Below are 934 nucleotides of genomic sequence, written 5' to 3'. Positions count from 1 at the left end.
TAGCTAAAGGATTTTCTGGTTAGCCCGATAACTTAAGTATCAAAGCTTGAGAGTAAAACTAACTCAAAGAGCAACAGTATTAAGTTTAGCGTAAACACAGGGTTTACCGTAGGAGAATCATTATGGCACTTTATGTAAATACCAATGTATCGAGTTTAAACGCTCAAAGACAGCTGATGAACTCAGGTAGTACCCTTGATACAGCATTTCAACGTCTTTCTTCGGGTCTTCGTATTAACAGCGCAAAAGATGATGCGGCAGGTCTGCAGATTTCAAACCGTTTAACAAGCCAAGTTAATGGCTTGACGCAAGGTAACCGAAATGCGAATGACGGTATTTCATTGGCGCAAACGGCAGAAGGCGCGTTAGATGAGATGACCAGTATGTTCCAACGTGTACGTACGTTGGCGTCACAAGCGGCAAATGGTTCAAATACAGCATCAGATAGAGCGGCATTGCAATTAGAAATGCGTCAGTTGGGTGAAGAGCTTAACCGTATTTCAGCAGATACCACATTTGGTGGTACTAACTTACTAGATGGTTCATATCAGGCAGAGTTTCAAGTCGGTGCGGATGCAAGTCAGGTGATTAGTATGACGATGACGTCAATCGCCTCATTTGATGGCTCAACAGTCAGTGTTGCTAGTTTTACGGTAAGTGACTTAGCGGCGGCAGCATCAGATATTACTGGTACTGGTGAGGGTGCCTCGGTTGCGTTTGCGAATGTGAGTAGTCTATCGTTCACTTCGGTAGATAAAGCACAGTCTTTGTTAGGTGCGGTAGATGCGATGATAGGGGCGATAGATGCCAAACGTGCGGAGCTGGGTGCGGTGCAAAATCGTTTTTCATCAACCATCCGTAATCAGACCAATATTATTGAGAATGTATCAGCGGCACGTTCACGTATCAAAGATGCAGACTTTGCGGTAGAGAC

The 934-nt window shown here is 44.4% G+C and carries 1 protein-coding gene; it reads left to right on the top strand.

The features are described 5' to 3' along the window. Positions 1 to 122 precede the first annotated feature (122 nt). Positions 123 to 934 (top strand): flagellin N-terminal helical domain-containing protein (locus SANK73390_RS19125; RefSeq protein WP_462767959.1); only part of this gene is annotated, 812 nt, incomplete at its 3' end.

It is taken from the genome of Pseudoalteromonas sp. SANK 73390 (genome assembly GCF_054966645.1).
The sequence above is the reverse complement of the archived record's forward strand: the minus strand, read 5'-3'. Positions and strand labels throughout refer to the sequence as shown.